Origin of the sequence: Micromonospora sp. CA-248260 (assembly GCF_050942205.1) — a bacterium.
Lineage (GTDB): Bacteria > Actinomycetota > Actinomycetes > Mycobacteriales > Micromonosporaceae > Micromonospora > Micromonospora antibiotica.
The window spans coordinates 1,771,317-1,798,186 of record NZ_CP192021.1 but is presented as its reverse complement, the minus strand read 5'-3'; the positions used below and the strand labels follow the sequence as shown (position 1 = coordinate 1,798,186).

At 73.8% G+C, this 26,870-nt stretch carries 20 protein-coding genes; 9 read left to right on the top strand and 11 right to left on the bottom strand.

The features are described 5' to 3' along the window. Positions 1–60 precede the first annotated feature (60 nt). On the top strand, positions 61–1,176 hold the full coding sequence (locus ACQP2H_RS08250) for a lytic polysaccharide monooxygenase auxiliary activity family 9 protein (RefSeq protein ID WP_357537732.1): 1,116 nt from the start codon (positions 61–63) through the stop codon (positions 1,174–1,176). 151 nt (positions 1,177–1,327) lie between these two features. Here ACQP2H_RS08250 and hemQ read toward each other — a convergent pair whose 3' ends face one another. From hemQ to hemE, 3 genes are read right to left on the bottom strand one after another with little or no spacing between them, the layout of a single operon-like run. Beyond that, positions 1,328–2,041, bottom strand: a complete 714-nt coding sequence (gene hemQ, locus ACQP2H_RS08245; protein WP_208569514.1) for a hydrogen peroxide-dependent heme synthase — start codon at positions 2,039–2,041, stop codon at positions 1,328–1,330. Then, a complete protein-coding gene (hemG, locus tag ACQP2H_RS08240) occupies positions 2,038–3,450 on the bottom strand; it encodes a protoporphyrinogen oxidase (protein ID WP_433231914.1) in 1,413 nt (470 codons plus the stop codon). Before hemG ends, hemQ begins: the two co-directional genes overlap by 4 nt. A 3-nt stretch (positions 3,451–3,453) precedes the next feature. Next, positions 3,454–4,551 carry a uroporphyrinogen decarboxylase gene (hemE, locus tag ACQP2H_RS08235; protein ID WP_433231911.1) on the bottom strand — a complete coding sequence of 366 codons (1,098 nt, stop codon included), beginning with the start codon at positions 4,549–4,551 and terminating at the stop codon, positions 3,454–3,456. Between the two features lie 226 nt (positions 4,552–4,777). Here hemE and ACQP2H_RS08230 point away from each other — a divergent pair, with 226 nt between their 5' ends. The 6 genes from ACQP2H_RS08230 (at position 4,778) to ACQP2H_RS08205 (ending at position 12,708) form a co-directional block, all read left to right on the top strand. After that, positions 4,778–5,350: a DUF3000 domain-containing protein gene (locus ACQP2H_RS08230; RefSeq protein ID WP_208569517.1), complete on the top strand. Its 573-nt coding sequence runs from the start codon at positions 4,778–4,780 to the stop codon at positions 5,348–5,350. A 189-nt stretch (positions 5,351–5,539) separates the two neighbouring features. Beyond that, the gene (locus ACQP2H_RS08225) at positions 5,540–6,850 is read left to right on the top strand and encodes a ribonuclease D (RefSeq protein ID WP_219468713.1); all 1,311 of its coding nucleotides are present in this window, start codon (positions 5,540–5,542) and stop codon (positions 6,848–6,850) included. 162 nt (positions 6,851–7,012) lie between these two features. Continuing rightward, complete coding sequence (locus ACQP2H_RS08220) at positions 7,013–8,209, top strand: thiolase family protein (RefSeq protein ID WP_219468710.1); 1,197 nt, start codon at positions 7,013–7,015, stop codon at positions 8,207–8,209. After that, a complete protein-coding gene (locus ACQP2H_RS08215; protein WP_433231907.1) occupies positions 8,206–10,272 on the top strand; it encodes a 3-hydroxyacyl-CoA dehydrogenase NAD-binding domain-containing protein in 2,067 nt (688 codons plus the stop codon). Before ACQP2H_RS08220 ends, ACQP2H_RS08215 begins: the two co-directional genes overlap by 4 nt. 167 nt (positions 10,273–10,439) lie before the next feature. Beyond that, entirely contained in the window at positions 10,440–11,759 is a 1,320-nt protein-coding gene (locus ACQP2H_RS08210; protein ID WP_433231904.1) for a hypothetical protein, read from the top strand. A 235-nt stretch (positions 11,760–11,994) separates the two neighbouring features. Further along, positions 11,995–12,708, top strand: a complete 714-nt coding sequence (locus tag ACQP2H_RS08205) for a hypothetical protein (protein WP_219468702.1) — start codon at positions 11,995–11,997, stop codon at positions 12,706–12,708. Positions 12,709–12,785: 77 nt separating this feature from the next. On the opposite strand, the gene ACQP2H_RS08200 is transcribed toward ACQP2H_RS08205, so the two are convergent. The 5 genes from ACQP2H_RS08200 to ACQP2H_RS08180 form a co-directional block, all read right to left on the bottom strand. Then, positions 12,786–13,172: a VOC family protein gene (locus tag ACQP2H_RS08200; RefSeq protein ID WP_219468699.1), complete on the bottom strand. Its 387-nt coding sequence runs from the start codon at positions 13,170–13,172 to the stop codon at positions 12,786–12,788. A gap of 188 nt (positions 13,173–13,360) precedes the next feature. After that, positions 13,361–14,539, bottom strand: a complete 1,179-nt coding sequence (locus tag ACQP2H_RS08195) for a sensor histidine kinase (RefSeq protein WP_208569524.1) — start codon at positions 14,537–14,539, stop codon at positions 13,361–13,363. A 100-nt stretch (positions 14,540–14,639) separates the two neighbouring features. Next, positions 14,640–15,302 carry a response regulator transcription factor gene (locus ACQP2H_RS08190; RefSeq protein WP_208569525.1) on the bottom strand — a complete coding sequence of 221 codons (663 nt, stop codon included), beginning with the start codon at positions 15,300–15,302 and terminating at the stop codon, positions 14,640–14,642. 65 nt (positions 15,303–15,367) lie between these two features. Further along, complete coding sequence (locus ACQP2H_RS08185; protein WP_219468697.1) at positions 15,368–16,657, bottom strand: PQQ-binding-like beta-propeller repeat protein; 1,290 nt, start codon at positions 16,655–16,657, stop codon at positions 15,368–15,370. Beyond that, a complete protein-coding gene (locus ACQP2H_RS08180) occupies positions 16,654–17,928 on the bottom strand; it encodes a hypothetical protein (RefSeq protein ID WP_433231899.1) in 1,275 nt (424 codons plus the stop codon). Before ACQP2H_RS08180 ends, ACQP2H_RS08185 begins: the two co-directional genes overlap by 4 nt. A gap of 141 nt (positions 17,929–18,069) precedes the next feature. On the opposite strand from ACQP2H_RS08180, the gene ACQP2H_RS08175 reads away from it, so the two are divergent. Continuing rightward, positions 18,070–19,941: a hypothetical protein gene (locus tag ACQP2H_RS08175; protein WP_433233487.1), complete on the top strand. Its 1,872-nt coding sequence runs from the start codon at positions 18,070–18,072 to the stop codon at positions 19,939–19,941. Between the two features lie 45 nt (positions 19,942–19,986). Here ACQP2H_RS08175 and ACQP2H_RS08170 read toward each other — a convergent pair whose 3' ends face one another. Further along, entirely contained in the window at positions 19,987–21,957 is a 1,971-nt protein-coding gene (locus ACQP2H_RS08170; RefSeq protein ID WP_308291062.1) for a hypothetical protein, read from the bottom strand. A gap of 249 nt (positions 21,958–22,206) precedes the next feature. Between ACQP2H_RS08170 and ACQP2H_RS08165 the strand changes: the two genes are divergently transcribed. Continuing rightward, positions 22,207–23,403: a hypothetical protein gene (locus ACQP2H_RS08165; RefSeq protein ID WP_357537749.1), complete on the top strand. Its 1,197-nt coding sequence runs from the start codon at positions 22,207–22,209 to the stop codon at positions 23,401–23,403. A gap of 238 nt (positions 23,404–23,641) precedes the next feature. On the opposite strand, the gene dxs is transcribed toward ACQP2H_RS08165, so the two are convergent. Both dxs and ACQP2H_RS08155 read right to left on the bottom strand, forming a co-directional pair. After that, a complete protein-coding gene (gene dxs, locus ACQP2H_RS08160) occupies positions 23,642–25,597 on the bottom strand; it encodes a 1-deoxy-D-xylulose-5-phosphate synthase (protein ID WP_433231896.1) in 1,956 nt (651 codons plus the stop codon). 70 nt (positions 25,598–25,667) lie between these two features. Beyond that, the gene (locus ACQP2H_RS08155) at positions 25,668–26,870 is read right to left on the bottom strand and encodes an anhydro-N-acetylmuramic acid kinase (RefSeq protein ID WP_363823256.1); all 1,203 of its coding nucleotides are present in this window, start codon (positions 26,868–26,870) and stop codon (positions 25,668–25,670) included.

The window sequence follows — 26,870 nt, the reverse complement described above, 5'->3', positions numbered from 1 at the left end:
GAGGGGCAACTCCCGGCCGTCCGGGCGTCGTTCGACCGACCCCTTCACCTCGGAGGCTCCATGTCCACCGTCCTACGCAGACGACCCACCGCGCTCGCGGGGTCGCTGCTCACCATCGGCGCGATCATCGCGCTGCTGCTCACCACCGCCCTGGCCAACTCGGCTTCCGCGCACGGCGCGGTGGTGAACCCCGGGTTCCGCTCCTACAGCTGCTGGGAGCGCTGGGGCGCCGAGTTCCAGAACCCGAGAATGGCCACCGAGGACCCGATGTGCTGGCAGGCCTGGCAGGCCGACCCGCAGGCCATGTGGAACTGGAACGGCCTGTTCCGGGAGGGTGTCGCCGGCAACCACCAGGGTGCCATCCCGAACGGCCAGCTGTGCAGCGGCGGACGCACCCAGAACGGCCGCTACAACGCCCTGGACACCGTCGGCGCCTGGAAGACCACGTCGGTCGCGAACAGCTTCCGGCTGAAGTTCTTCGACCAGGCCAGCCACGGGGCCGACTACATCCGGGTCTACGTGACCAAGCAGGGCTTCAACGCGTTGACCACGCCACTGGGCTGGAGCAACCTGGAGCTGGCCGGGCAGATCGGCAACACGCCGGCCTCCCAGTGGGACAAGGACACCGGTGGCGTGTCGATCCAGATCCCGGTGAACGCGGCCGGCCGTACCGGCCGGCACATCGTCTACACCGTGTGGCAGGCCAGCCACCTGGACCAGTCGTACTACCTGTGCAGTGACGTCGACTTCGGTGGCGGCAACAACCCGACCACCCCGCCGCCCACCACCGCGCCGCCGACCACCCCGCCGCCCACCACGGCCCCGCCGACCACGCCGCCGCCCACCACGGCCCCGCCGACCACCCCGCCGCCGGCGACCGGTGGCTGCACCGCCACCTACCGGGTGACCTCCACCTGGAACGGCGGGTTCCAGGGTGAGGTGGACGTGACCGCCGGGTCCTCGGCGATCAAGGGTTGGACGGTGAACTGGACGTACTCCGGGGGCCAGCAGGTCAGCCAGGCGTGGAACGCCACGTTGGCCAGCAGCGGTTCGACGGTGACGGCCCGCAACGTCAACTACAACGGCGCGTTGGCCGCCGGGGGGAAGACCACCTTCGGCTTCCTCGCCTCCGGCAGCGGCGCCAGCCCCACCCCGGTCTGCACCGCGACCGTCTGACCGGTCGGCACAGCACAGCACACGCAACAACAAGGAAATAGTGGCCTCCCGCGCGGGCGGGAGGCCACTATTTCCATGATCGGGCACGATCATGACCGCCGGGGCACCGCGGCCCGACCCCCGGGCAGGGCAAGGCGGGGCGGGGCGGGTGTCAGACCAGGCAGTTGACGATGTCGGCGACGGAGCGACGGCGGCCGGTGTAGAACGGGACCTCCTCGCGGACGTGCCGACGGGCCCCGGAGGCCCGCAGGTCGCGCATCAGGTCGACGATCCGGTGCAGCTCGTCGGCCTCGAAGGCGAGCATCCACTCGTAGTCACCGAGGGCGAACGACGCCACCGTGTTGGCCCGTACGTCCGGGTAGCCGCGCGCCATCTTGCCGTGCTCGGCCAGCAACTCCCGCCGCTCGGCGTCCGGCAGCAGGTACCACTCGTAGGACCGGACGAACGGGTAGACGCACAGGTAGGGGCGGGGCGCCTCGTCGGCGAGGAACGCCGGGATGTGGCTCTTGTTGAACTCCGCCGGCCGGTGCAGCGCCAACTGCGACCACACCGGGGTCAACGCCCGCCCCAGGGTGGTCCGACGCAGCCGCAGGTAGGCGTCCTGGAGGGCGTCGCTGGACGACGAGTGCCACCAGATCATCACGTCCGCGTCGGCGCGCAGCCCGGCCACGTCGTACATGCCCCGGACCACCACGTCCTTGCCGGCCAGCTCCTCGAAGAGGGACTCCACCTCACCGGTGACGTTCTCCCGCAGCGCCGGCAGCGTGCCGGTGGCCCGGTAGACCGACCACATGGTGTAACGGACGGTGGCGTTGAGTTCCTTGAGTCGGGCCGCGTTGGTCTGCTCGGTCGTCTGCTCGGTCATGGCCCCGATCCTTCCAGTGCTTCGATGATCTCCCCGGCCGCGTCCTCGCCGGAGCGCACGCAGACCGGGATGCCGACCCCGTCGAAACCCGCCCCGGCCACCGCCAGGGTGGGGTGCGTCGCGCGCAGCGCCGCCCGGACGGCGGCCACCCGCCCGGTGTGGCCGGGCGGGTACTGGGGCAGCGCGCCACCCCAGCGCTGCACGTGACCGGCGACCGGCGCGGGCAACGCCACCCCGAGCACCCGGGTCAGCTCCCGGTGCACGGTGGCGAGCAGGTCGTCGTCGGTGAGCTGGAGGGAGGTCTCCTCGCCGTACCGGCCGACGGAGGCGCGGACCAGGGCCAACCCGTCCGGCGCGGCCAGGTGCCCCCACTTGGTGGTGAAGAACGTCGACGCCTTGATCAACAGCCCTTCGGTGGCCGGCACCAGGAAGCCGGAGAGCGGGGGCAGCGCCGGCCGGGGCAGGGCCAGGGTGACCAGCGCGACGCTGGCGTAGTTCAGCCCGCCGACGGTCGCCGCCTGCGCCTCGGCGAACCCGGCGAGCAGCCGGGCGGCCGGCCGGGCCGGGACGGTGAGCAGCACCGCGTCCGCCTCGACCAGTTCCGGGTCGCGGGTCGGGCCGACGGTGAGCCGCCAGCCGTCGCCGACCGGGGTCAGCTCACGGACCGCAGCGTGCCGGCGGATCGTCGCCCCGCTGGCCGTGGCCGCCGCCTCGACCAGGGTGCTCAGCCCGCCGTGCAGGGTGCCGAAGACCGGCGCACCGGGCGCGCGGGGCGCGGCGGCCTGCGCGGCCCGGACCGCCCCGACCAGGGTGTGTTCCACCCGCGCCGCGCGGGCCAGCGCCGGCATGGTGGTGACCAGGGACAGGTCGTCGGCCCGGCCGGCGTAGACGCCGCCGAGCATCGGGTCGACCAGCCGCTGCACCACCTGCGCACCGAACCGGGCCCGGACCAGCGCGCCGACCGAGACGTCCTGGTCCGCGTCGAGCAGCGGCCGGCCGCCGTCGCGGTCGGCGTCCGCCGTGGGCTCGGCGACCGCCACCACCGCCGCCAGATCCCCGGGTACGCCGACCAGCGTGCCGCCCGGGATCGGGCGCAGCCCGCCGTCGACGACGAGCGCCGCCTGCCCGACGGTGGGGTGCACGATCCGCCCGGCCAGGCCGAGCCGGCGGGCCAGGGCCACCGCTGCGGACTCGCCCCCGGCCGGGTCCCGCATCAGGAACGACTCCGCGCCGAACTCCACCGGGCGGCCGGCCAGCTCACCGGTGCGCAGCTTGCCACCGAGCGCGCCGGACTGCTCGTACACGGTGATCTCGGTGTCGGCGGGGGCGCGGTCGCGCAGCCGCAGCGCGGCGGCCAGGCCGGTGATGCCGCCACCGACCACCGCCACCCGCCACGGTCGCGCGCCCACGGGTCAGCCCTGCTCGGCCCGGCGCGCGGACACCTCGTGCACCAGCGCGACCACCCGGGTCAGCACCTCGGGGTCGGTCTCCGGCAACACGCCGTGACCGAGGTTGAACACGTGGCCGGGGGCGGCCCGGCCCTGCTCGACGATCCGCCGCACCTCGGCCTCGATCACCGGCCAGGGGGCGAACAGCACGGTCGGGTCGAGGTTGCCCTGCACGGCGCGCTCCGGACCGATCCGGTGGGTCGCCACGTCCAGCGGGGTACGCCAGTCGACGCCGACCACGTCGGCCCCGGCCTCCCCCATCGCGCCGAGCAGTTCGGCGGTGCCCACCCCGAAGTGGATCCGGGGGACCCCCGCGTCGGCCAGGCCGGACAGCACGGTGGTGGAGTGCGGCAGGACGAAGCGGCGGTAGTCGACCTCCGACAGCGCGCCGGCCCAGGAGTCGAAGAGCTGCACGGCGGAGACCCCGGCGTCGACCTGCACCCGCAGGAACGCCAGGGTGACCTCGGCGAGCCGGGCGCAGAGCGCGTGCCACAGCTCGGGCTGGCCGTACATCATCGCCTTGGTTTTGGCGTGGGTACGCGACGGCCCGCCCTCGACCAGGTAGCTGGCCAGGGTGAACGGGGCGCCCGCGAAGCCGATCAGCGGGGTGTCGCCCAGCTCGGCGACGAGCAGCCGGACGGCTTCGTCCACGTAGGACACGTCGGCCCGGTCGATGCGGCGGACCCGCTCGACGTCGGCGGCGGTGCGGACCGGCTCGGCCACCACCGGCCCGGTGCCGGCGACGATGTCCAGGTCCACGCCGGCCGCGGCGACCGGGACGACGATGTCGCTGAACAGGATGGCCGCGTCGACGCCGTGCCGGCGGACCGGCTGGAGGGTGATCTCGGCGACCAGGTCCGGCCGGCGGCAGGAGTCGAGCATCCCCACGTTGGCCCGGATCTTCCGGTATTCCGGCAGGGACCGGCCGGCCTGGCGCATGAACCAGACCGGGGTGTGCCCGACGGGCTCCCGGCGGCAGGCCCGGACGAAGGGCGAGTCGGCCGGCCCGCTGCGGCGGGATTCTCCGTCTCGGGCGGCGGTGCCCGTGGTGTCGGTGGTCATCGGGGCAATCGTGCCACGCACCCGTGGGGACGCGGCGGGCAGCGCCGCCTTTTGTGACCCGCGCCCCCGGTCGGGCCCGGCGGCGGTGATCCGGGGCCCGGCCCGCCCCCGGCCGACGGTGCCGGCTGACCCCCGGACGCCCCGGTCGGCGACGGGACACCGCCGTCGGTGGCTGCTTCGGCGTGCCGTCCCAGCGGGCGGCGGCGCGTCGGCATAAGCTCCGGTCATGGCCCCCCCGATCGCGCTCCCGGAGACGTTCGCCCGCGCGGTCGCCGGCCTGCGGTCGGTCACGCCCCGGGCGGAGATCGTCCTGGAGGAGGTCGGTGCGCCGCAGCGGCTCGCGCCGTACGCGTTCGCCCTCTCCGCCACCGTGCTGCGCGACGACGACGAGGTGGCCGACGGCCGGTTGATCCTGCTGCACGACCCGGCCGGGCACGACGCCTGGCAGGGCACCCTGCGGCTGGTCACCTACGTGACCGCCGAGCTGGAGGTGGACCTGGCGGCCGATCCGCTGCTGCCGGGGGTGGGCTGGACCTGGCTCACCGACGCCCTGGAGGCGCACGAGGCGCGGCACCGGGCGGCCGGCGGCACGGTCACCCAGACCGTCTCGACCCGGTTCGGCGAGCTGGCCGGCCCGCCCGCCGCCGGGGACGTCGAGATCCGGGCGTCCTGGACGCCGCTGGGTGAGGACCTCGCCGCGCATCTGTCGGCCTGGTGCGCCCTGCTCGCCTCCACCGCGGGGTTGCCGCCGCCCGGGGTCACCGCGCTCTCCGAGCGCCGGCCGGCCGGCGCGGCCTGACCGTAGGACCGCGCGACACGCCCGAGCCGCAAGTAGATGTCCTGGACACGACAGGGACGTCCCGGGCGGCCGGGAACGTCCCCGGCGCGAGGTCGGTGTCCGTACCGTCCGGACCTCTGCCGGACACCGGGACGACACACACCGGACCGGCTGCGCACACCACATCGCCGGGCGCACTAGGGTTGTCAGGTGACCGACGAACCACCCCTGCGCCGTCGGGCCGCCGAAAGCCGCACGGCAGACGTTCCGCCCCCGGCCGTCGCGGAGCCGGCGGACCCGGGCACCGAGCAGCCCACCGGCGGGCCCGTTCCGCTGACCGCACCCCGCGACGGCACCCCCCAACCGGTGGCGACCCCGGCTGAGCTGGACGAGGTCGTGGCCCGCTTCGCGGCGGGCACCGGCCCGGTGGCCCTGGACGCCGAACGCGCCTCCGGCTACCGCTACAGCCAGCGGGCCTACCTGGTGCAGCTGCGCCGCGAGGGTGCCGGCACCACGCTGATCGACCCGCTGCCGCTGCCCGACCTGTCCACCCTCGACGAGGCCATCGGTGACACCGAGTGGGTGCTGCACGCCGCCAGCCAGGACCTCGCCTGCCTGGCCGAGGTGGGGTTGCGTCCGCGCCGGCTGTTCGACACCGAACTGGCCGCCCGGCTGGCCGGTTTCGAACGGGTCGGCCTGGCCGCGCTGACCGAGCAGCTGCTCGGCTACACGCTGGAGAAGCACCACTCGGCGGCGGACTGGTCCACCCGGCCGCTGCCCGAGTCGTGGCTGACGTACGCCGCGCTGGACGTCGAGATGCTCGTCGACCTGCGCGACGCGCTGGACGCCGAGCTGCACGCGCAGGGCAAGTCGCCGTGGGCGGCGGAGGAGTTCGCCGCGCTGATCACCTGGGCCACCCGGCCGCCCCGGGTGCGGGCGGAGCCGTGGCGGCGGACCTCCGGCATCCACCGGGTGCGCGGGTCGCGGGCGCAGGCCCGGGTCCGGGCCCTGTGGTACGCCCGGGACCAGATCGCCGTCCGACGCGACGCCGCGCCCGGTCGGGTGCTGCCCGACTCGGCGATCATCGCCGCCGCCGAGCTGGACCCGAAGGACGAGAAGACCCTGCTGACCCTGCCCGGCTTCGGGGGCCGGTCGGTACGCCGGCTGGCCCGCACCTGGCTGGTCGCCCTCGACGAGGCCCGTCAGCTGGCGGAGGACGCGCTGCCGGTCACCCCGACGGTGGAGGGGCCACCCCCGCCGCACCGGTGGGCGGAGCGGGACCCGGTGGCCGCCGGCCGGCTGGCCCGGTGCCGGGAGCTGGTGGTACGGGTCGCCGGTGAGCACCGGCTCCCGCCGGAGAACCTGATCACCCCCGACTCGGTCCGCCGGCTGGCCTGGCAGCCGCCCGGCGAGATCACGGTGGACACCGTCACGGAGACCCTGCGTGGTTACGGTGCCCGGCAGTGGCAGCTCGACCTCCTGCTCCCCGCGCTCGCCGAGGCCCTCCTGCCCACCCCCTGACCGACCGGTCGGGGTGTGGGGTGGGCCACACCCGGGGTGGTGACGCCCATGGTTACTGGCTAGTAGCATTCGGGGCAAACGCCAGTGCCGGCCGACCCTCGTTCGGCGCGTGCCGCCGTCCGGCGGCACGACGCCGGATCGTGGTCGAAGAGGAGGCTCCAAGTGCCCCGAGAAGTTCGGGATGTCGTCTTTGTCGACGGTGTCCGCACCCCGTTCGGCAAGGCGGGTGGCATGTACGCCAACACCCGCGCCGACGACCTGGTGATCCGCTGCATCCGCGAACTGCTGCGCCGCAACCCGCAGCTGCCCCCGGAGCGGGTCGAGGAGGTGGCCGTCGCCGCCACCACCCAGATCGGTGACCAGGGCCTCACCATCGGCCGCACCGCCGCCCTGCTGTCCGGCCTACCCAAGACCGTCCCCGGCTTCTCCGTCGACCGGATGTGCGCCGGCGCGATGACCGCCGTGACCGCCGTAGCCGGTGGCATCGCGATGGGCGCCTACGACATCGCCATCGCCGGTGGCGTCGAGCACATGGGCCGGCACCCGATGGGCGAGGGCGTCGACCCCAACCCGCGGATCATCGCCGAGAAGCTGGTCGACCCGTCCGCCCTGGTGATGGGGGCCACCGCCGAGAACCTGCACGACCGGGTCCCGCACATCACCAAGGAGCGCACCGACACGTTCGCGCTCGCCTCGCAGCTCAAGACCGCCAAGGCGTACGCCGACGGCAAGCTCTCCGACGACCTGGTGCCGGTCGCGATCCGCGACGCCGACGGCGGCTGGGGCCTGGCCACCGCCGACGAGGCGCCCCGGGAGACCTCGCTTGCGAAACTGGCCACCCTGAAGACCCCGTTCCGCCCGCACGGCAAGGTCACCGCCGGCAACGCGGCCGGCCTCAACGACGGCGCCACCGCCAGCCTGCTCGCCGACGAGGCCACCGCCCGTGAGCTGGGCCTGCCGGTCGCCATGCGGCTGGTGTCGTACGGCTACGTCGGCGTCGAGCCCGAGGTGATGGGCGTCGGCCCGATCCCGTCGACCGAGAAGGCGCTGCGCATCGCCGGCCTGACCATCGACGACATCGGCCTGTTCGAACTGAACGAGGCGTTCGCCGTGCAGGTGCTCGCCTTCCTCGACCACTTCGGCATCGCCGACGACGACCCCCGGGTCAACCCGTGGGGCGGCGCGATCGCCATCGGCCACCCGCTCGCCTCCTCCGGCGTACGGCTGATGACGCAGCTCGCCCGGCAGTTCGCCGAGCACCCCGAGGTTCGCTACGGCGTCACCGCGATGTGCATCGGCATCGGCATGGGCGGCACGGTCATCTGGGAGAACCCGAACTGGGAGGGTGCAGACAAATGAGCCTCAACGCACCGAACGAGGTCGTCACCCGGGCGCTGCTGCGTCAGGTGACCGTGCCGGGGCTGGACCGGCCGGCCGCCCTGATCACCCTGGACAACGGTCTCGACCACACCAAGCCGAACACCTTCGGCCCGGCCGGACTGGCCAGCCTCGACGAGGCGATCAGCGCCGCGCTGGCCGCCGACCCGGCGTTCATCGCGGTCACCGGCAAGCCGTACATCTTCTGCGTCGGCGCGGACATCACCAGCCTGCCGGCCTTGGCGGACCGGGAGCAGGCGCTGGAGATCGGCCGGCTCGGCCACCGGGTCTTCGCCCGGCTCAAGGACAGCGCGGTGCCGACCTTCGCCTTCGTCAACGGCGCGGCGATGGGCGGCGGCCTGGAACTGGCCCTGCACTGCCACTACCGGACGCTGTCCGGCGGCGCGGCGGCGTTGGCCCTGCCCGAGGTCTCCCTCGGCCTGATCCCCGGTTGGGGCGGCACCCAACTGCTACCCAACCTGATCGGCATCCCCGCCGCCACCCAGGTGATCCTGCAGAACCCGCTGATGCAGAACAAGATGCTCAAGCCGAAGCAGGCCGCCGAGATGGGCATCGCGGACGTGCTGCTGGAGCCGGCCGACTTCCTCGAACGGTCGCTGGAATGGGCCGTCGGGGTGGTCCGGGGCGCGGTCACCGTCACCCGACCCGAGGTCGACAAGGACATGTGGGCGGGTGTGCTGTACTTCGCCCGGCAAACCCTCGACCAGCGGTTGCACGGCGCGGTCCCGGCCGCGTACAAGGCGCTGGACCTGCTGGAGACGGCCAAGGACGCCGACTTCGCCACCGGCACCGCCGCCGAGGACGAGGCACTGGCCGACCTGATCTTCTCCGAGGAACTGCGCAGCGGTCTGTACGCCTTCGACCTGGTGCAGCGGCGGGCCAAGCGGCCGGCCGGCGCACCGGACAAGGCCCTTGCCCGGCCGGTCACCAAGGTCGGCATCGTCGGCGCCGGCCTGATGGCCAGCCAGCTCGCGCTGCTGTTCGCCCGCCGCCTCCAGGTGCCGGTCGTGCTGACCGACCTGGACCAGTCGCGGGTCGACAAGGGCGTCGGCTACGTGCACACCCAGATCGAGAAGGCCGTCAGCAAGGGCCGGATGGACAAGGGCACCGCCGCCAAGCTGTACGGCCTGGTCTCCGGCTCGGTCGACAAGTCCGTCTTCGCCGACGCCGACTTCGTCATCGAGGCCGTCTTCGAGGACCTGGACGTCAAGAAGCAGGTCTGGGCCGAGCTGGAGAAGATCGTCTCTCCGGAGGCGGTGCTCGCCACCAACACCTCGTCGCTGTCGATCACCGCGATGGCGGCCGAGCTGGAGCACCCGCAGCGGGTGGTCGGCTTCCACTTCTTCAACCCGGTCGCGGTGCTGCCGCTGCTGGAGATCGTCCGGGGTGAACGGACCGACGACGCCACCCTGGCCACCGCCTTCGCCGTGGGCAAGCAGTTGAAGAAGTCGTCGGTGCTGGTCTCCGACGCCCCGGCGTTCGTGGTCAACCGGCTGCTCACCCGTTTCCTGGGCACCGTGTTCGCCGCCGTCGACGCGGGCACCCCGCTCGACGTGGCGGACAGCGCCCTGGACCCGCTGGGGCTGCCCATGCGTCCGCTCGCCCTGCTCCAGCTGGTCGGGCCGGCCGTGGCGTACCACGTGGGCGGCACCCTGCACGCGGCGTACCCGGACCGGTTCGACGTCAGCGAGAACCTCCGCCGGATCGCCGAGTCGGGTCAGCCGATCGTCGTCGAGGACCGGATCAACGACGAGGTGGCCAAGCTGCTCGTCGTCGGCGACCAGCCGCTCAGCGGCGAGCAGGTCCGGCAGAACGCGCTCGACGCGCTGGCGCAGGAGATCCGGCTGATGCTCGACGAGGGCGTCGTCGCCGAGGCGCAGGACATCGACCTGTGCATGATCCTCGGTGCGGGCTGGCCGTTCCACCTGGGCGGGGTCACCCCGTACCTGGACCGGACCGGCACCTCCGAGCGGGTCACCGGGCAGCGTTTCCTGCCGCGCGGAGTCGCCAGCCTGCGCGCCTGAACCATCCCCGCTCCCCCGCGATCGCGGTGGCCGACGATGTCCTCCCCCCGGGCTATCGTGGCCACCGCGATCGTCATTTGCGTACCCTCGTCAGACTCGGGGGGCTGCGGGGCCGGGCTCCGTCTGGCTACGATCACGCGTTCTCACCCTCGCCTGGAGCTGATCTGATGACCACACCGCCGGTCGATCCCTGGTCCGGACAGCCGGAGCACGGCTCGCCCACCGGTCACTACCCGCCTGCGTCCGACGGCCCGCCCGCCCCGCCCGAGGGTCCGCACACCCCGCCACCGGGTGGCGGCTGGCCCACCACGCCGTACCCGGGAGCAGCGACCCCGCAGTCCGGCGGCTGGCCCGACCCGCAGTCAGCTCCCCCGGCCGACTCCTATCCCGGTCCGCAGTACGGCGGCTGGTCGCAGCCCGACCCGGCGCAGGGCGGCTACCCCACGCCCCCACAGTCCGGCCCGCCCGGCACCCCCTCGTCCGGCTACCCCGCCACCCCGCAGTCCGGCCCGCCCGCCGGCTACCCCGGCATGCCGCAGTCCGGCCCGCCCGCCGGCTACCCCGGCATGCCGCAGTCCGGCCCGCCCGCCGGCTATCCCGGTGCGCCGCAGTCCGGCTACCCGGCGGCCCCGCAGCCCGGCTACCAGGGCACCCCGCAGCCCGGGTACCCCGGCCCGCAGTCGGGGTACCCGGGTGCGCCCCGGCCCGGCGGCTACCCGGAGCCCGCCGCGCCGCAGTACGCCGGCTTCGGCGGTGCGCCGTACAGCGCTCCGCCGGGGTTGCCGCACGGACCCGCGCCGCAGCGGTCGAAGCTGCCGCTGCTGCTCACGCTCGGGCTCGCCGGCCTACTGGTGCTCTGCCTCGGCGGCGGCGGTCTCACCTGGGTCGCCCTCAGCGACGACGACCCGAAGACGCCGACCCCGTCGCCGACGCCCACCGCGGTCACGTCGCCCACCCCGAGCCCCACCCCCGTCGAGACCGACAGCCCGACTCCCGAGCCGACCCCCACCGAGAGCGCCGACGACCCGGGCCCGATCCGGCTGGTGACCCCGACGACCCTCGGTGGCCGGTCCAAGAGCACCGACCCGGAGCTGCGCCGGATCGCCGACCAGATGGTCCGCGACATGAAGTCCGAGGTCCGCAACGAGACCGGGGCGGTGAGCGCGTTCTACGGCAGCGCGGCCAGCAGGAACATGGTGATGATGGCCGGCGCGTCGGGCCCGGTCATCCTCCCCGAGCAGGAGCTGGACGACGCGGTCAAGGGCCTGGGCAGCTCGCTTGCGGTCACCAAGATGTCGACCATCGAACCGGGTCCGCTGGGTGGGGTCGCGAAGTGCGGGGACGGCAAGGCGTCCGGCATCGCGCTCGGCGTCTGCGTCTGGGCCGACCACGGCAGCGTCGGCATGATCGTCATGTACTTCTCCTCGGCGAGCAAGGCGAAGTCCGAGTTCGTCTCCATCCGGGGGCAGATCGAGAAGCGGGACTGATCCGCGCGACGACGGTCACGGTCACCGGTCCCACGTGGGACCGGTGACTCCGCGCGCCCGGGTCCACCCCGCGTGCCGCCCGGCGACCGTACCCCTCCGCCCGCATCGACCTGTCCCGAAACCGCCGACCGCCCGACGGGCCGGGTCGGAACGGGCCGGTGGAGCGGGGCCAGGGTTGTCCGACCCTCTGGCTAAGATCATCCGGCCTTACCCACGACGTTCTGGAGTCCACCTCATGTCCCAGCCCCCGACCGGTCCGCACGCCTCCCAGCCGGACGGCGGTACGCCCCAGGGCGGCTACCCGCCACCGCCGCAGCCGGACACCGTCGGCACGCCGCCGTACGCCGGGCCGCCCGCGCCACCGGCCAAGAAGCGGTCCCCTGTCAAGATCGTCCTGATCGTGCTGGCCGTACTGCTGGTGCTCTGCCTCGGTGGTGCCGCCATCGCCGCCTTCGCCCTCAAGGACGACGTCAAGGAGGCCGTGGACGCCGTCAACACGACGGTCACCGCCCCGGCCACCCTGGCCGGCCGCCCGCAGGTCACCGAGCCGGCGCTGAAGGCGGTCGCCGACGGGCTGGTCACCGAGATGAAGAAGTCCGTGCAAAACGAGACGAGCACCGCAGGTGCCTTCTACGGTGACCCGGCCAAGCGGGACCTGCTGATGATCGCCGCCGCGTCCGGCGTGATGGCCGACCCGAAGAAGGAGCTGAACGACGCCGTCACCGGCATCGCCACCCAGCTGAACGTCACCAACATGGCGGCTGTCGACGCCGGCCCGCTCGGCGGCGACGCCAAGTGCGGCGACGGCAAGAGCGAGGGTGTCCCGCTGGGCGTCTGCATCTGGGCCGACCGGGGCAGCGTCGGTCTGATCGTGCAGTACTACAAGTCGGCCGCCGACCTGAAGTCCGAGTTCGTCACGATGCGCGGGCAGATCGAGAAGAAGGGCTGACCCACCGGTCGGCCCGACAGGCCCCGTCCACCTCAGGGTGGGCGGGGCCTGTCGCCGTCGACGACGGGACGCGAACGTCAGCCGGCGGTGGCGGCCCGCTCGGCGGCGCTGCGCAGGACGCAGAACTCGTTGCCCTCCGGATCGGCCAGCACCACCCAGCCCGTGCCGTCCGGCCGACGCTTGTCGTCGACATGGACGGCGCCGACAGCCAGCAGCCGCTCGACCTCCTCGTCCCGGGTCCGGTCGACCGGCTCCAGGTCGAGGTGCAGGCGGTTCTTCACCGACTTACCCTCCGGCACGGCCAGGAAGAGCACCTCCGGCCCACCCTCAGGCAGGAGCATCGCCTCCGGGTCGCCGGGGAGGTCGTCGGGCTGGCGGGGGCACTCGAAGACCTGCGCCCAGAAGCCGGACAGGGCGTAGGTGTCATGACAGTCGATGCTCAGGTTGTGGATTCGTGCGCTCACGGGTCTGCCTCCGAAGCAGTGGTACGCGCCCCGCGACGTGCGATGTCAGCGGTGGGCGGGGTGGGGCGCGGGACAGGTCATGGTGGACATCAACCGCACCCCCTCTCTCCGGCTCGGGCCGACCGCATGATCCTCGCAGGCGGCCCGGCCGGCCGGCAATCCGTTTGATCCGCCCGGTGGACCGGGTGCTACCGGTGCGGCTCGACCCGACCGGAGCCGGTCGGCACCTGGTCGACCGACGGCAACGTGACGGTCACCTCCAGCCCGCCGCCCTTCTGTGCGGTGACCTGGACGGTCCCCCCGTGGGCGTCGCAGACCGCCCGGACGATGGACAGGCCCAGCCCGGACCCCCGGGCCCCGGTCCGTTCCCGCCCACCCCGACGGAAGGGTTCGAACAGCCCCGGCACGTCGGCCTGGTCCACCTCGAAGCCGGTGTTGCGCACCACCAGCCACGAGGAGCGCCCGTCGGTGCCGGTACGCACCCAGAGTCGACCGTGCAGGTGGTTGTAACGCACCGCGTTCTCGATCAGGTTCCCGGCCAGCCGGTCCAGCAGGCCCGGGTCGCCGGTCACCGGGGCCGGCCGCAGCGAGGACTGCACCCGCAGCCCGATCCGCTCCACCTCCCGGGACATCGCCGACAACGCGTTGGCGGTCCCGGTCGCCAGGTCACACTCCGTCCGCCGGGCCAACCGGCGGCCGGTCTGAGCCTCGCTGCGGGCCAGCACCAGCAACGCGTCCACCAGACCGTTGGCGCGTTCCGAGGCGTCCCGGACCACGGTGGCCATCCGGCGGTACTCGGCGGCGTCCGCCTCGTCGTCGCTGAGGGTCACGTCGATTTCGGTACGCATCACCGCCAGCGGGGTCCGTAGCTCGTGCGAGGCGTTGGCGACGAACCGCTTCTGCGCCTCGAAGGCGGCGGTGATCCGGTCCAGCATCGCGTCGAACGTCCGGGCCAGCTCCGCCACCTCGTCGTCCGGCCCCGACCAGCCGATCCGCTGGTCGAGCGTGGTCTCGCCGAGCCGACGCGCGGTCGCGGTGACCTGGTGCAGCGGGCGCAGTGTCCGGCCAGCCACCCAGTACGCCCCGGCCACCCCGACCACGCTGATCGCCAGCAGCGCCAGCAGGCCCTTGACCAGCAACTCGTCGGAGGCGGCGTCGACCAGTTGCCGCTGCCACACCGCCGCGTCCAGCGACCGCCCGTCGGCCAGCAGCACGGTGGTGCCCGGCCGCAGCTCGTCGGTGGGCCGCAGCGCGTCGCGCACCAGCAGCCAGGCCAGCGTCACCAGGATCGCCCCGGCCCCGACCAGCAGTACCCCGTTGAGCAGCGTCAGCCGCAGCCGCAGGGTGGGCCGCAACCGCCGGGTCACGAACCCACCCCGACCCGCACGACCCGCCCGCTCCTCGCGCTCACCGAAGCGACCTCAGCTCGCGACTGCGGGGCTCGCACACCCCACTCACTCCTCGCGCTCACGGGCTGACCGTCCGGTAGCCGGCACCGACCACCGTCTCGATCAACGGGGGGTCGCCGAGCTTCTTGCGCAGGGTCCGCACGGTGACCCGGACGATGGTGGTGAACGGGTCGGTGTTCGCGTCCCAGACCCGTTCCAGCAGCTCCTCGCTGGAGACCACCGCGCCGCGCGCCTTGACCAGCTCGCTGAGCACACCGAACTCCTTGTTCGTCAGGTCGACCGGGGCACCCGCCCGGGTCACCACCCGGCGGGCCGGGTCGAGCACCACGTCGCCCACCTGGAGCACCGGCGGGGCGGCCGGGGTGGCCCGACGGGCCAGCGCCTGCACCCGGGCCACCAACTCGTCGAAGGCGAACGGCTTGGGCAGGTAGTCGTCCGCGCCGAGCCCCAACCCCGCCACCCGGTCGGCCACGCTGTCGCTGGCGGTCAGCATCAGCACCCGGGTGAGGGTGCCGGAGGCGGCCAGCTCGGCGCAGATCTGGTCGCCGTGCATCCCGGGCAGGTCCCGGTCGAGGACCACCACGTCGTACCGGGTGACGAAGGCGGCCTCGTGGCCGGCGTCCCCGTCGTACGCCACGTCGACCGCCATCCCCCGCTTACGTAGCCCACGCACGATCGCGTCGGCGAGGTTCCGTTCGTCCTCGACCACCAGCACCCGCATCCCGACCTCCTCGCCGACCTGTCCGACAACCTAGCGCCGCCGGCCAAACGACCGCCGCAGGCAGGTCACCCGGCACGGTCAGCCGGCATCCGCCACACCCCGAGACTGTTGCTCTGCCGCCAGCAGACCAACACACCCTGACTGTGCCAGCAGACGTCCCACCGCCCGGACAGCACGTCGCGTACCCGGGCGGTGCCGTCGGTGGGGTCCAGTTCGGCCAGCAACTGCCGGCCGCCCGCCGCCGGTCGGAGGGCGAGGATCGGCGCGGTGAACGGCCGCTGGTAGACCGTCCTCCATTCGCCCAGCTCGGCCTCCAGTCGGCCGGTCGCCGAGTCGAGCAGGGCCAGCCGCTGCGGCCCGTCGCCGAAACTGACGCCGAGCATCCGGTTGCCGACCGCCTCGACCGGGGCCCACCGGTCGCTGGACCAGCGCTCCCGGCCGGTCACCGGATCGAGCACCCGGGCGGTGGAGGAGCCACCGAGACAGACGGCATCGCCGCAGGCGTAGGCGCTCCCGCCGCCGGGGACCGGATCCGTCGTGTCCCAGCGACGCCGACCGGACCCCAGGTCGTACGCGGCGACCCGGCCCGGGTCCTCGCTGACGAGCAGCAGGCCACCGACCGGCTGGGCCAGGTGGTGGTGGTCGCCCCGGGCGGGCGGCACCGGGAAGGTGGACCGACGCGCGCCGGTGCCGACGTCGTACACCTCGGCCTGACCGGCGCTGGTGACCAGGACGAGGTCCTCGATGCCCCGGGGGCCCGTCCGGTACCCGACGGTGGCCGGTCCGGCCGTGGCCGTCCAGCGGACCGCGCCGGTCGCCGGGTCGACGCCGCGCACCGCCACCCGGTCGACGTGGAGATCCTCCAGCAGCAACCCGCCGTCGCCGGTCACCACCGCCGCCCCGGGCTGCCGCCACCGGGTCCGCCCGTCGACGTGGTCGAGCACCATGGAGACGGGTTCGCCGCCGGGATCGGTGGTGACCACCACGTCGTCGTCGACCCCCTCCAGCACCACCAGCTGGTGCCGGGGCGACAGCGACGTCTCCCAGCGCACCCGCCCGTCGGTCAGGTCGATCGCGGTGAGCTGCCGGCTGCCGGCCGGTGACAGCGCCGACGGGTAGGCGAGCACCAGCAGGTCCCCGACGATCAGGTGACTGGGCTCCGGCACGTCCGGCAGGGGCACCGGGATCAACCGGGGCGGCCCGGGTGCCGCGCCGGCCATGGTGAGCAGCAGGAGCAGGACGGTCAGGGCGACGAACACCGGGTGGCCGGCCGACCGCCGCGCCCGGGGCCGGCGTGCCGGCGGCGGCGTCGGCTCGTCGTGGTGACCGACCTCACCCAGATCGATCACCGTCACCGGGACACCCGCCACACCCCGTACCTGCCGTCCATCAGCCGGCACAGCAGGAGCTGAGCGTCGGCCCGGCAGTCACCGGACACGGCGGGCAGCACGTCGCGCGCGTGGACCCGCGCGGCGGCGACATCCAACTCGGCGACCAGCATCCGGTCCCCGCCGGCCGGACGCACCCCGAACACCGGCCCGTCCGGCGTGTCCGAGGGGGCGAGGTTCCAGACGTCCAGCTCGGCGGCGACCTGCCCGGAGGCGACGTCCAGCACCACCAGAGGGTGCCAGACGCCCCGCCCCAGGCTGCTCGCCAGCATCCGGCCGCCGCGTTCGGCGCCGGCCAGCTCCCACCGGTTGTCGCGCCACACCGTCCGGCCGGTCGCCGGATCCAACGCCCGCACCCCACCGGCCTCACCCTGCGCGCAGATCAACGACCCGCACGGGACGAAGAACGACGGGACCCGCCACGGTACGTCCCACCGGCGCGTCAGCCCGTCGACGTCGTACCCGGTCAGCCGGTCGGCGTTCGGCTCGACGGCGAGCAGCAGATCGCCGACGACACCGTAGGTGCCCGACGGCGAGGCCACCAGCGGTGCGGTGTGCAGGCGTACCCCACGGCGGGCGTCCCAGACCTCGGCCGGGCCGTCGGGGCGTACCGTCACGATCCGGTCCACGCCGTCGGCCCGGTTGCGGTACAGGGTGACCGCCGACAGCATCGACGCCGACCAGCGGTCCTTTCCCGTCACCGGGTCGACCGAGTGAACCGTCGGTGGGCCGTCCCCACCGTCTTCGAAGAGCAGGTCGGGGCCGGCGGCCAGGCCCTCCCCGGACCGCTGCCACCGCACCCGACCGGTGTCCCGCGCGTGGGCGAACGTCCGGTACGCCCCGTCCGGTCGGCCGGAGGAGCCGGTGACCAGCACCAGGTCGGCGTGCCAGCGCAGCTCGGCGGAACCGCTGACCACCGGCACCGGCACCTGCCAGCGCCGCACCGGCCGCGCCCTCGGGGAGTCGGGGATGCGCCACGCGCTCAACCGGCCGGAAGCGATCGAGGCGTCACCCGGCTCGAGCAGGAAGACGTCCCCGTCGTGCAGCAGCGCCACCGCGCCGAGCGGGGCGGGCACCACGAACGTCGCCCGCTTCGCCACCGGTGTGGCGGCGGCCAACGCCAGCAGGGCGAACACCAGCACCACAGCCAGCCGCAGCGGTCGGCCGACGGGCCGGGGCACGGGACCGGGCGGCGGTGACCCGGCGTCGCGGAGTTCACCCAGATCGATGACCGTCACGCGCACCCTCTTTCGACCGTCGCACCCCGTCGACCGCACCGCCCGCTGGTGGACGGGGACCGCCGTGCACCGGGTCACCGGACCGGCCGACCGTCGCCTGTACGATGGCCCGTCGTGGCCGTGCCGGTGGTAGATCCCTCGTTGAACCCGACGTCCGTGCCCGACGCCGTCGAGCCGGACGCGACAGACCCGCACCGGCGGCCCCGCCGTCGGCCGGGCCGGGCCGACGTGCTCGCCATCGGAGCCTATGTGCTGATCGGCGTTCTGGTGTGCCTGAACTACTGGGTGGACGTGCAGCACCGGGTGTCGTCCCACCTGCCGACCGACCACAGCTGGTTCGAGTGGCTGTTCACCCACGGCGCGTACTCGGTGCGGCACCTGGAGAACCCGCTGTTCAGCGCCCGGCAGAACGCCCCGGACGGGGTGAACATGATGGCGAACACCTCGCTGCTGGGGATGACCATCCCGCTGGCCCCGGTCACGCTGCTGTTCGGCCCGCAGGTGACCTACGCGCTCTATCTGGGCGGGGCGCTCGCCGCGACGGCGGCCACCTCGTACTGGATGCTCTCCCGGCACCTGGTGCGCTCGCGGGCCGGCGCGTTCGTCGGCGGCGCGTTCCTCGGTTTCGCCCCGGGCATCGTGCACCACGCCAACGGGCAGCCCAACTTCGTCTCCAACTTCCTGCTGCCGGTGATCGTGACCCGGGTGCTGCTGCTGGGCCGGCCCGGCCGGTGGCGCCGCGACGGGCTGGTGCTGGGGCTGCTGGTGGCGTACCAGGTCTTCATCAACGAGGAGATGCTGCTGCTGACCGCGCTGGCCTGCCTGGTGGCGGTGGTGGCGTACGTGGTGCAGCGGCCCCGCGAGGCCCGCGCCCGGGCCGGTGGCTTCCTGGCCGCGCTCGGGGTCGGCGGCGGGCTGGCGCTGCTGCTCACCGCGTACCCGATCTGGTACCAGTTCAACGGGCCGCAGTCCTACCGGGGGTTGCAGGGCGGGGTGTTCCACAACTGGGGCGAGGACCTGATGGCCTTCGTCACCTTCGCCCGGGACACGGTGGCCGGGGACGAGGCGGTCGAGAAGACCATCGGCCTGACCGAGCAGAACACCTGGTTCGGCTGGCCGCTGGTGCTGGTCGCGGTGGCCGCCCTGGTGCTGCTCTGGCGGCGGTCGCTGGCCGCCCGGATCGCCGGTGTGCTGGTGGTGGTCTTCACCGTCGCGGCGATCGGCCCCAAGGTGCGGTTCAACGGGGTGGAGACCACCATCGACGGCCCGTGGGCGTACATCTCCGACGATCTGCCGTTGGTCGAGATGATGATGCCGACCCGGCTGACCCTGGTGGTGACCGGCGCGGTCGGCGTCCTGCTCGCGCTGGCCTGGGACGCGGTGGGCGGCCGAGGCCGGCCCCGGGTGCCCGCGCCGCGCGCCGCCGCCGACGACACCGTCGCCGGGGACACCGCCGCGACCGACCCGTCGGGGCCACCGGCCCGCCGCCGCTGGGTCCGCCCGGTCGGGTACGCGGCGATCGCGCTGGCGGTGCTGCCGCTGTTCCCCCGTCCGCTGCCCGCGCAGCACATCGACCTGCCACCGCACTTCATCACCGCGGGCGGCTGGCGGCCGTACGTCCCGGACGGGCGCACCCTGGTCCCGGTGCCGATCCCGAGCAACGTGCACGGCCTGCCCACGCTGCGGTGGAGCGCGCTGACCGGGCACGAGTTCCCGGTGCCCGGCGGTTACTTCATCGGTCCCAACGAGCTGGGTCAGGGTGTCTTCGGTGCCCCGAACCGGCCGACCAGCACCCTGGTCTACGCCACCATGGACGCCGGCACGGTGCCCGCCCTGACTGAGGAGAACCGTCGGCAGGCGGTGGCGGACCTGCGGTTCTGGCGGGCGTCGGTGGTGGTGCTGGGCGCCCATCCGCGCGAGGCGGTGCTGCGGGACCTGATGACCGGCCTGCTCGGCCCGGCGCAGCGGGTCGACGACGTCTGGCTCTGGGACGTCCGCCCGCTGGTCGGCTGACCCGCCCGGCCCGTCGCGCAGTCCAGCCCGGCTGGACCGGAACAGTCAGGCGGTGCGGGCGGACAGCGGCCGGACGTCCCACACCCACACGTCGAGTTCCCGGCGGGCGGGGCCGACCAACTGCTCGACGGTCCGGCGCAGCGGCTCCGCGTTGTGCTGGCGCAACGGCAGCACCAGCACGGCGGCGTTCCAGTGCCGCAGCTCGTCCAGGCTGCGGCGGCGCTGCCGGTCGTCCAGTTTGGTGGTACGCCCGGTGGTGGCGACCTCGTCGAGGAGCTGCCCGATGCCGCTGGGCCGCCCGCCGAACCGCCCCGGGTCACCGGTGTTGCCGTTGCGCGGGGCGAGGAAGTAGCCACCGGGGATCTTGAAGTCCAGGTTGGTGGCCGCCGCCCAGCGCATCCCGTGGGTGTTGCCCATGCTGGGCACGGGCACCGGCACCAGGGTCTGCCCGGGGCCGACGTACTCCCGCCAACGGTCGGCGGTGATGAAGTCCGGCACCGGCGGGCGGGAGGTCACCTTCAGCGGCATCGGCACGATCGGCAGCAGGGCCAGCACCAGGGCGGCCACCGTGACGGTCTTGGCGTGCCGCCACTGTGCGCCGCGCAACGTCCAGGCCCGCTGCACCGCCAGCGCCAGCAGCATGCCGATCACCACGGAGGTGATCAGCGCGAACCGGGTGGGCACCACCGCGTCCAGCAGCGGCAGCCGCACCAGCAGCTCCCACGGCCCGGTGACCAGGTCCCGCCCCCACCAGGAGATCCGCTCGCCGAGGGAGAGCAGCGCGAAGAACGCGCCGGTGACGGCGAGCGCCCGGACGAGGCGTTCGCGGCGCAGCCAGAGCACGATGCCGACGGCGATCAGCGACAGGCTCCAGCCGAAGAAGGCGTTCTCCTCGGAGTAGTTCGGGGCCAGGTTGACGTTGGCCCGTTCGTTGCCGCCGAAGGTCGGCGAGCCGGGGGCGAAGAAGGCGGCGATGTCGTTGCCGTAGTCCTGCACCGCGTCGCTGAGCCCGTGGTAGGCCATCGGCCCGGCGAACTGGATGTAGAGCGGGTACGCCAGCAGCGCCCCGGCCAGCACCGCGCAGGCGGCCACCCCCTTGGCCAGGGGCCGCCACGCCGCCGACCAGAGCGCCGGCCGCTGGGCCACCATGGCGATCAGGAAGATGCCGCAGGCCAGGGCGGTGAAGAGCAGGATCTCCTCGTTGATGAACGCCTGCCCGGTGACCAGCACGGCGAGCAGCAGGCCGTCGCGCAGCGGCCGGGTGGAACGGGTCAGCACCATCACCCGCCACACGATGAACGGCAGCAGGAACTGGCTGATGATGTTGGGGTGCCAGTTGGCGTGCGAGAGCATCGCCGGGGAGAACCCGCAGAACCAGCCGCCGACCGCCGCGGCGAGCCGCCGCCGCACCAGGTGCCGGGACAACACGTGGTACCAGGCGGCGGCGGTGCCGGCGAGGCCGAGGGTGACCAGCACCACGAAGGACACCGCCGGCCCGAACAGCAGGGTGACCGGCACCATCGGGATGCCCAGCGCCAGCACCGCCGTGTTGGCCATCAGGTTGACGCCGTCGGGGAAGTTGAACTGGTCGGTGTAGAACGGGAACTCCCCGTGCAGCACCACCCGCACCGAGTGGGCCAGGAAGAACTGCACCTGCGCCGGGTCGCTGCTGTAGAGCGAGGCCACCCGGCCGGCCGGGTCGGCCCAGATCCGGCTGGTCACCCAGAGGGCGACGAGCAGGAAGATGCCGTACACCACCAGGTCCTTGCGGCGGGCGGTCCAGCGCCAGCGCCGCCACCACGCGGCCGGCGTCGCGCCGTCACCGTCCGTGTCCGCCGCCCCCCGCTCCGGTACGCCCACCGCCGCCGTGCCGTCGCCGTCGACTTCCGACCCGTCGGCTGCCCCGACGGGCGCGGCCTCCACCGGTGGCGCGTCGACCGGCGTCGCCTCGACGGTCCGGTCCACGGGTGCCGGAACTCCGGTGATACGCAGGTCGGCGGGGGTGGTACGGGTCACGGGTGGGGGCGCTGTCGCGGTGGCCGTCGTGCCGCGGGCAGGGCCCTCGGAGTCGTCGGGGGCCGGTGCGGAGGCGCCACGGGGCTCGGCAGACGTCACAGTCGGCGGAGTCTACCGGAGCCGGGAAAAAGCCCGAAATTCACTCTGGTGTCCCTTGTGGTCATCGGGGACACGGCTGCGGGGCGTCACCGGGCGTTGCGTACCATGTGGGCTTCCGACAACGACGGCGACGCGATCGGGGGCGTAGGGATGGCTTCGGTTCGCCGTCGTGGCACGACTGTCGCCGTGTTGCTCGGTCTGCTGCTGACCGTCCCGGCGTGCGGCCCGGTCGCCGGGCGTCAGGCCCGCGAGCTGCGGGTCGGCTACGACAGCCTGGACGGCACCCGCGCGGTGTGGCCGCCCCGCGGGTCGCTCGCCGGGGACGCCACGGCGACGTCGGCGGTGACCGAGGCGGTCCGTGCCTGGCGATCCCCGATCGACGACCGCGCCCACCTGCCGTCGTCGGGCATCCTGTGGTCGGGTGCGGTCGACGGCGTCCCGCTGGCCCTGGTCGCCGCCGACGTGCCCGGGGAGAGCGCCTCCTGGCTGCTTCAGCTCACCGGTCGCGACGGCCGGTACGAGGTGACCCGGGCCAGCGAGTACACCGACCCGGGTTACCTGGTCTACGCCGACGTGCTCCCGCTGCACCTGCCCGACGGCCGGCGTTACCTGACCTCCGGCCGGGTGGAACGCCTGCTCGGCCCGGACGGTCGGGCGCTGCTGCTGACCGACGGGCTGACCGGCGCGGTCAAGGTGCCCGAGTGCCGGGCGGTGCCGGTGACGGCCACCCTGCGGGCCACCGAGTCGCTGCCCCGGGGGCGGGCCGCCGACCGCCTGCTCGACCTGGGCGTCGCCACCGCCGACCCGAGGTACCCCCTGGTCCGCGACGACACCGGCTCCGGCCGGCGGGCCCTCGACGGGTTGGACACCTGCATGCTCGCCGACGAGCAGGGGCCGTTCGGGAGCATCCCGCGCCGCATCGGCGACCGGGACGCCCCCCGCTCGGTGCCGGAGTCGTGGCCGATGGAGAAGGTTGCCGTCCGGGCGATCGGCGAGATGATGCTGGGCGGCGGAGCCGACCCCGGTGACCTGGAGCAGCTGACCTGGGAGACCGACGCGGGGACGATGACCGCGGTGGTCTACCGCCCGGCCGGCGACGGCACGCCGGTGGTCTCCCCCGCCGACCGGTCCAACCCGCTCCAGACGTACGTCCTGCCGGTGCCGGGGCAGCCGCTGGTGGTGCTGACCTGGCGGGGCAACCGGGACGCGTCCCTGTCGGTGCCGCCCGGCACCCCCCGCCTGGTGGACCGCCCCGGCCTGGTGGTCGTCCCGCTGCCCGCCGCCCGCCAGACCTTCAGCCTGGCCACCGCCGAAAAAACCTACTACCGCTCCGCCGGCGGCCGCTGACCCCCCCTCCCCGCCCCGGCTCGCCCCCGTCCCCGCCCCGGTGATCAAGAGGTTTGCGTCAAAGTTGATCACTGGATTGACGCAAACCTCTTGATCACGGGAGGGATTGACGCAAACTTCTTGATCACCGGGGTCAGCGACGGCGGCGACGGGCGACGGACGGCGGGGCGGGAGACGGGAGACGGGGTAGGGGCGGTCACGGCAGTGCCGTGACCGCCCCTGCGGGGTCGCCGGTGGGTCAGTTGGGGGTGGTGTCGCGGGCGGGGAGGCGGACGGTTTCCACAGTGGGGGCGTCGCCGTCCAGGCCGGAGATCCAGCCGGTGACGTCGCGGGCCACGTCCTGCGCGGTCAGCCGCAGGTCGGCCAGGATCTGCGCGCGGGTGCCGTGCGGGTGCCAGTCGGCCGGTACGCCGAGGTCGCGCAGCGGCACCCGGACGTCGGCGTCGCGCAGCGCCTGGCCCAGCGCGTCACCGACACCACCGATGCGTACGCCGTCCTCGACACTGACCACGAGGCGGTGTCCGGCGGCCAGCTCGACCAGCTCGGCCGGCACCGGACGCACCCAGCGCGGGTCGACCACGGTGACGCCGTAGCCCTGCTCGGCCAGCCGGGACGCCACCTCCATCCCGAGCAGCCCGAACGAGCCGACCGCCACCAGCAGCACGTCGGTACGGGCCGACTCGGCCAGCACGTCGACCGGGCCGACCCGGCGGACGGCCGGCAGGTCGGCGGCGACGGTGCCGGTGGGGAACCGGACGATGGTGGGACCGTCGTCGACGGCGATCGCCTCGCGCAGCTCCTCGCGGAGGCTGGCGGAGTCGCGGGGGGCGGCGATCCGCAGGCCCGGCACCACCCCGAAGACCGACATGTCCCAGATGCCGTAGTGGCTCGGTCCGTCCGGCCCGGTGATGCCGGCGCGGTCCAGCACGAACGTCACCGGCAGCTTGTGCATCGCCACGTCCAGCAGGACCTGGTCGAAGGCGCGGTTGAGGAAGGTCGCGTAGACCGCCACCACCGGGTGCAGGCCGCCCATCGCCAGGCCGGCGGCGGAGGTGGCCGCGTGCTGCTCGGCGATGCCCACGTCGTACACCCGGTGGGGGTGCTTGCGGGCCAGGGTGGCGATGCCGGTGGGCTCGGCCATCGCGGCGGTGATGCCCACCACGTCGGGCCGTTCGTCGGCGATGGCGACCAGCTCGTCGGCGAAGACCTGGGTCCACTTCACCGACGGGGCGGCGAGCAGCTTGCCGGTCTCGGCGTCGAACGCGCCCGGACCGTGCAGGCAGTCCGCCTCGTCCTCCTCGGCCGGGCGGTAGCCGTAGCCCTTGCGGGTCACCGCGTGCACGATCACCGGGCCGCCGAAGTTCTTCGCCGCCCGCAGCGCACCCTCGACGGCGGTGATGTCGTGCCCGTCGACCGGGCCGACGTACTTGATGCCGAGGTCCTCGAACATCGCCTGCGGGGCGACCGCGTCCTTGATGCCCTTCTTGACCGCGTGCAGCACCTCGTACATCGGTTTGCCGACGAACGGGGTGTTGCCCAGCGCGTCCTTGACCGTGTCGAGGACCTTCTCGTAGCCGGGGTTGAGCCGCAGCGACGACAGGTGGTCGGCGAGGCCGCCGATGGTCGGCGAGTAGGACCGGCCGTTGTCGTTGACCACGATCACCAGCCGGTTGCCGGAGGTGGCGATGTTGTTCAGCGCCTCCCAGCACATGCCGCCGGTGAGCGCGCCGTCGCCGACCACGGCCACCACGCTGCGCTGCTCGCCACGCAGGGCGTACGCCTTGGCCAGCCCGTCGGCGTAGGACAGGGCGGTGGAGGCGTGCGAATTCTCGATCAGGTCGTGCTCGCTCTCGGCCTGGCTGGGGTAGCCGGACAGGCCACCGCGCTGGCGGAGCTTGTCGAAGCCGTCCTGCCGGCCGGTGAGGATCTTGTGCACGTACGACTGGTGGCCGGTGTCGAACAGGAGCCGGTCGCGCGGGGAGTCGAAGACCCGGTGCATGGCCAGGGTCAGCTCCACCACCCCCAGGTTGGGGCCGACGTGCCCACCCGTGCGGGAGACCTTGGCGATCAGGAAGTCACGGATCTCGGCGGCGAGGATGTCCAGCTGTTCGCCGGTCATCCGCTTCACGTCCTGCGGACCACGCACGGTGCCCAGCAGCCGGCCGTGGTGGGCCGTGTCCTCGTCAACACTCATGACGAGAGAGTCTATCGGCCGCCGCACACTCCGCAGTGCGGCCGTGGATCATCGCTGGTGGGGGCCCCGATCAGCGCAGCACGACCAGTCGACGCGGCGGGAGCGTCCCGGTCACCCCGGCCGGCGGCCCGGACGGGGTCCAGGACCCCAGCACGGCCGCCCGGCGGGCCCCGGTCACCGAGGGCAGCGCCCCCGGCAGGCCGTGCCAGGACAGCCAGCCCAGCAGAGCGAACGCGTACGCCTCCCGGGCCTGGGCGGGCACCCCCAGCTCGTCGGTGGTCCGCAGCGCCCAGCGGCCGATACCGAGGGCGGCCAGCCGACCCCACAGGGTCGGATTGCGTACCCCACCACCGGCCCCCACCACCTCGGTCACCCGGTGCCGCGCGCAGGCGGCGGCGACCGTCCGGGCGGTCAACTCGGTCAGCGTGGCGAACACGTCGTCCGGGACGACCGGCTCCCCCAGCGCCGCCAGCCGTTCGTCGAGGTAGCCGGGGTGGAACAGCTCCTTGCCGGTGGACTTGGGCGGTGGTGCCGCGTAGTAGGGCTCGGCGAGCAGCAGCGCCAGCAACCCGGGGTGTACCCGGCCGGCCGCCGCCCGTACCCCGTCGACGTCGCAGGGCCGGTCGAGGAACCGGCGGGCCGCCGCGTCGAGCAGGGCGTTGGCCGGGCCCACGTCGTACCCGAGCACGGGTGCGTCCGGGGCGACCACGGTGAGGTTGGCGATGCCGCCCAGGTTGAGCGCCGCCCGTACCCCGCCGCCGGGTCGCCCGCCCAGGTCACCGCGCGCCCCGGCCGGGTCGTCGGGGGCGAGCAGCAGGGCGTCGAAGGCGGGGACCAGCGGGGCGCCCTGGCCACCGGCGGCGACGTCCGCCGACCGCAGGTCCGACAGCACGGGTACGCCCACCCGGGCGGCGACCCGGGCCGGCGCACCGAGCTGGAGGGTGCCGTGCACGGTGCCGCCGGCGACCCAGTGGAAGACCGTCTGCCCGGGGGAGACGACGGCGTCGGCCCGCCCGCCGGCCAGCGCGACGCCGAGTGCGGCGGCGTCGGCGAACACCGCACCGAGGGCGTTGTCGAGCCGGCAGACCGCCTCGACCGTGGTCGGGTTCGGCGGCAGCACCGCCCCGATCCGCTCCCGCAACTCCGCGTCGTAGCCCAACTCCCGGTGCCCCAACGCCCGCATCCGCAGGGTCTGCCCGACGGCGGTGAACTCGGCGGCGACCACGTCCACCCCGTCGTAGGAGGTGCCCGACATCAGCCCGACGATCCTCAT